The sequence below is a fragment of the uncultured Arcanobacterium sp. genome, from assembly GCF_947253055.1.
Classification (GTDB): domain Bacteria; phylum Actinomycetota; class Actinomycetes; order Actinomycetales; family Actinomycetaceae; genus Arcanobacterium_A.
The window spans coordinates 1-4942 of record NZ_CAMXYE010000088.1 but is presented as its reverse complement, the minus strand read 5'-3'; the positions used below and the strand labels follow the sequence as shown (position 1 = coordinate 4942).

At 48.9% G+C, this 4942-nt stretch carries 3 protein-coding genes; all 3 read right to left on the bottom strand.

Going from position 1 to position 4942, the window contains the following annotated elements; genetic code table 11:
- Positions 1–1247: 30S ribosomal protein S1 (gene rpsA / locus Q0X35_RS05950; RefSeq protein WP_297566499.1), on the bottom strand; the 1247-nt coding region annotated here is incomplete at its 3' end.
- Between the two features lie 294 nt (positions 1248–1541).
- On the bottom strand, positions 1542–4244 hold the full coding sequence (polA, locus tag Q0X35_RS05945) for a DNA polymerase I (RefSeq protein WP_297566497.1): 2703 nt from the start codon (positions 4242–4244) through the stop codon (positions 1542–1544).
- A gap of 48 nt (positions 4245–4292) precedes the next feature.
- The gene (locus Q0X35_RS05940) at positions 4293–4907 is read right to left on the bottom strand and encodes an ANTAR domain-containing response regulator (RefSeq protein ID WP_297566501.1); all 615 of its coding nucleotides are present in this window, start codon (positions 4905–4907) and stop codon (positions 4293–4295) included.
- Between the last annotated feature and the right edge of the window lie 35 nt (positions 4908–4942).

Genomic DNA, 4942 nt, shown 5'->3' with positions numbered 1-4942 from the left:
TGATTTTCTTCGTAGCCTTCCATCCACTCATTGGTTTCCGGATTAAATCCTTCTGGATACTTGTAATTGCCTTCGGCGTCATATTCGGCAGTCATGCCATAGAGCGAAGGATCAAAATCTTCTGAATTCGGATCTATTCCCTCATTAGCCTGCTTCAGCGAGAGAGAAATACGCCGGCGCTCTAGATCGATATCGATTACCTTTACGAATACTTCGTCGTTAATCTTCACGACTTCTTCTGGTAAATCAATATGACGCTGCGCCAACTCGGAAATGTGAATCAAACCTTCGATGCCGTCTTCCACCCGCACAAAAGCGCCAAAGGGTACCAGCTTGGTAATCTTGCCCAGTACGATTTGGCCGATGCTGTGGGTACGAGCAAAGGTCTGCCACGGATCTTCCTGCGTAGCCTTCAAAGATAGGGATACCCGCTCCCGATCGAAATCTACATCCAGTACCTCTACGGTTACTTTATCTCCCACTTCGATTACTTCGGAAGGATGATCAATGTGCTTCCAAGAGAGTTCGGATACGTGTACCAGACCGTCTACGCCACCCAAATCCACGAAAGCTCCGAAGTTGACGATAGAGGAAATAACGCCTTCGCGAATTTGCCCCTTCTGGAGAGTATCGAGGAACTGCGTACGCACTTCCGACTGCGTCTGCTCTAGCCAAGCCCGGCGCGAAAGTACCACGTTATTGCGATTCTTATCGAGTTCGATAATCTTCGCTTCTACTTCCCGCCCAATATAAGGCTGCAAATCGCGTACCCGCCGCATCTCTACCAGAGAAGCCGGCAAGAAGCCCCGCAGACCGATATCGAGAATGAGGCCACCTTTGACTACCTCAATCACCGTACCAGTGACTACGCCGTCTGCCTCTTTAACTTTCTCAATTTCGTTCCAAGCCCGCTCATACTGCGCCCGCTTCTTCGAAAGGAGCAGCCGCCCTTCTTTATCTTCTTTTTGCGTTACGAGCGCTTCGATTTCGTCACCAACTTGGACGACGTCATCCGGATTGACATCATGCTTGATGGAGAGCTCTTTCGAAGGGATAACTCCCTCCGTCTTGTAGCCGATATCGAGAAGTACCTCATCTCGGTCTACTTTAACTACGATTCCTTCGACGATATCTCCGTCATTGAAGTATTTGATGGTCTTATCAACAGCAGCAATGAATTCTTCTTCGCTGTTGAAATCGTTTATGGCAACCTCCGGAATTTGGGAGGATGTAATATTTTCACTCATAGAGTTGGTGACTCCGTTACGGATAAAACTAGTTCTTACATGGACAATTGGTAGGCTGGAAAATCCAACATACCAGTACACCACTCTACGGGGCTTTTCCCGTTGAAAGCAAGCCTAAAGCAAAATTTTTCTTTGACTAATTGCCCACAAATTTTCTTAGCTCCGGCGCCGGAACTAGCCGATACCTACTAGGTAACCTAGCGGCGCTTACTAAGCATTAGTTGGCTCTCCAACACCGCAGTAGCCGAATTCTTGGCACCGAAGTACTCAACTCCTGGGCAGGGCAGCTGCATTTCAGTGGGCAGCCAGTTGCCAATTCGCCCCGGATCCAATACCCACTGAAAGTGGCACGCTCAACGGGATAGTATTTTCCATTTCTTCGCGCACCAGTGCTTCTACTTGCGCTAACTCGGCAGTTGGTAATTCAAATATCAATTCATCGTGTACCTGCAGCAGCATACGCGCCTGCAAATTTTCCCGTTGCAGCCGTAATTCTACCTTCCACATGGCCTTCTTAATAATATCGGCAGCAGAACCTTGAATCGGCGCATTGAGCGCCATTCTTTCCGCCGCTTTCCGCACTTGCGTATTTTGCGAACTCAGCTCGGGCAAGTAACGCCGTCGCCCGGTAATTGTCTCGGTATAGCCATCCGCCCGCGCTTTTTCCACTAAAGATTGCAGATAATCACGCACTTTCCCAAACCGGCTAAAGTATTCGTCCATAAGATTCTGCGCTGCTCCCGGTGAAATATGCAGCTGTGCTGCCAAACCATAGGCAGAAAGGCCATAAACTAAACCGTAGCTCATAGCTTTAATATGAGAACGCTGGCTAGCAGTGACTTCTGCTTCGGGAATTTTATAGACGCGGCTGGCCACATACCGATGCAAATCTGCGCCATCATTAAAGGCTTGAATGAGGGAGCTATCTCCGGAAAGATGCGCCATAAGGCGCATTTCAATTTGCGAATAATCGGCAGTGAGAAGTAAATCGTAATCCGGCGACGGCACAAAAGCACTGCGTATCCGCTGCCCCTCAGCCGTACGGGCATGAATGTTCTGCAAATTCGGATCCGTAGAGGAAAGCCGCCCGGTAGCTGCCGTGGTCTGTTGAAAAGTGGTGCGGATATGCGAATCTTTTTGCACACTTTCTTGCAAGCCGGTAATGGATTGAGAAAGTTTCACCGCGTCTCTCCGCGCTAAGAGTGCAGACAAAAATTGCTGCCCGGCCACCGCCTGTGCATCTTCCCGATTACTTATTTTTTCTAATAAATCGGCAAGAGCCTCCGCGTTCGTAGTGTAGCTTCCGGATTTGGTTTTTTTAGTCGGAGGGAGCTGTAATTTATCAAAAAGCACCGTTTGGAGTTGCTTCGGGCTAGAAAGATTCACGTTTTCATCGTCTATCGCCCGATAGGCTAACTGTGTCGCATTTTCCGCGCTCGCCGCGAAATCAGCCGCCAGATTTTGCAAAATTTTTCTATCTACGCAGATTCCGCGCTCTTCCATCTCGGTGAGAACTTCCGATACCGCTAATTCCAGCTCTAAAACTTGGCGGGCCGTGCCGCTCTTCTTCAATTCGGTATTTAAGAAATCTGCTAAATCCAGCAAGGCGAGGGTGCGCCGCGCAAAATTATCGCCTCCGAGAGTACCATCGGCGTTAATTCCTAAAGTACCGTCATTCGCGGTGCTGATATCCAGAGCTAAATAACGCAGGCACAGTTTATCTACTTCGTATTTCCGCTGATCGGGATGAAGCAGCGCAGCTTGAATTTCCGTATCGGCAACGCTGCCGTATAGGCGCATTCCCTCCCCGATCCAAGCATGATTCATACCTTTGACGTTATGCCCCACTTTGGCTATTTCCACATTGGCCAACCAAGCAGCTAAAGCCTGCTTATCGCTAGCTAGCAGAGCGGCAAAATCACTGCTAATTGCGGAGCCGTCGGTAGCAGCGATGGAAAAACTTTCTACTGTGCCTTGCCCTGCTTTGGTATTTCCTTTTACCGCAACGGCAAAAGGAGCAGGATGTGCCGCCAAAAAATTCTCCAAGGCGCCCGGTGATAACTTTTCCTCTTTTAATTCCCGCAACTGCGAATTGGCCTCCACCACCGGCTCTGCGCCTTCTTTAACGGGAAGCGTATGCAGAATCTCGGAGCGCAAATGATTGAAATCTAAGGTCGCGCAGAGCTGAGAAAAAGCCGGTAAATCTACCCCGCACACCTCCATTTCGGCAAAACTTTTTTCGATCTCTAAATCGCGCACCAGCGCATTTAGCTCGCGGTTTCGCCGCACCTGCGCCAGTGATTCGCGTAAATTATCTCCCGCTTTTCCGGTAATTTTATCGGCATTCTCTAAAATATCTTCTAAAGATCCATACTCTTCTAACCATTTTTGGGCGCGCACTGGCCCTACTAGCGGCACTCCCGGTAGATTATCCGCTTTTTCCCCCACCAGGGCAGCCATATCGGGATAAAGATCCGGAGTGACTCCCGTCTTTTCCCGTACTTTTTCCGCATTAAAAGGCACTAATTTTCCTTGCTGCGGATAGAGCACCGTCACCTGCTCATTCACTAGCTGATAGGCATCCCTATCCCCAGAAGCTACCCAAACTTTCATTCCCGCCTCGGCTCCCCGCTGAGAGAGCGTGGCCAGGATATCGTCTGCTTCGTAATCCGGCACGGTAATCCAAGTAATCCCGATTGTTTCCAGCAATTGCTGAATCAAAGATATCTGCCCTTTGAATTCTTCTGGAGTAGCCGCCCGCCCGCCTTTATATTCGCCGTAGACGCGTGTACGGAAAGTACCACCCGGTAAATCGAAAGCTACCGCCACATGATCGGGTTGATAATCGCGCAGTAAACGCAGCAATGTCTTAGTAAAGCCAAATACCGCATTGGTATATATTCCCTCTTGCGTACGGAACTGCTGAAAAGGCAGTGCATAAAAAGAGCGGAAAGCCATAGAGTGGCCATCGATGAGCAATAAGGTAGGGCTATTCATAATTCCAGATTACCCGGGAAAATAATTTAGTGCAGATTAAATTCTGCTTTAACCCACCTGCTCGATAACAGCTTCCGCTACTTCACGCATAGTTAGACGCCGATCCATAGAAGTTTTTTGAATCCAGCGAAAAGCCTCGGACTCGGTAAATCCCATTTTTTCCTGCAAGAGTCCCTTGGCCCGCGACACTATCTTCCGACTGGTGAATTTTTCTTCCATATTAGCTATTTCTGCTTCCAGAGCCACCATTTCTTGACTGCGGGAAATAGCTATTTCGATTGCCGGTAATAGATCAGCAGGGGTAAACGGCTTCACCACATAGGCCATAGCTCCGGCATCTCGCGCTTTTTCTACTAAATCTTTCTGAGAAAAAGCGGTCAGCATGACGATTGCGCAATTCTGCGTATTTAAAATCTCTTCTGCCGCCGCTATGCCATCTTTTACGGGCATTTTAATGTCCATTACAATCAATTCCGGCTTTAGCTCTGCCGCCATCTCTACCGCTTCTGCTCCGTTGGCGGCGGCTCCCACTATTTCATAACCGGCATCTTGTAAAGTCTCGACAATATCTAGGCGAATTAAGGTCTCATCTTCCGCCACCAAAGCCCGTATCGGTTTTTCTGGCGACGACTTGCCCGCAGTTGGGTTATTCTTTTCCGACACGGCTACCTTCTCTCCATTGCAAAGTACATATAGCC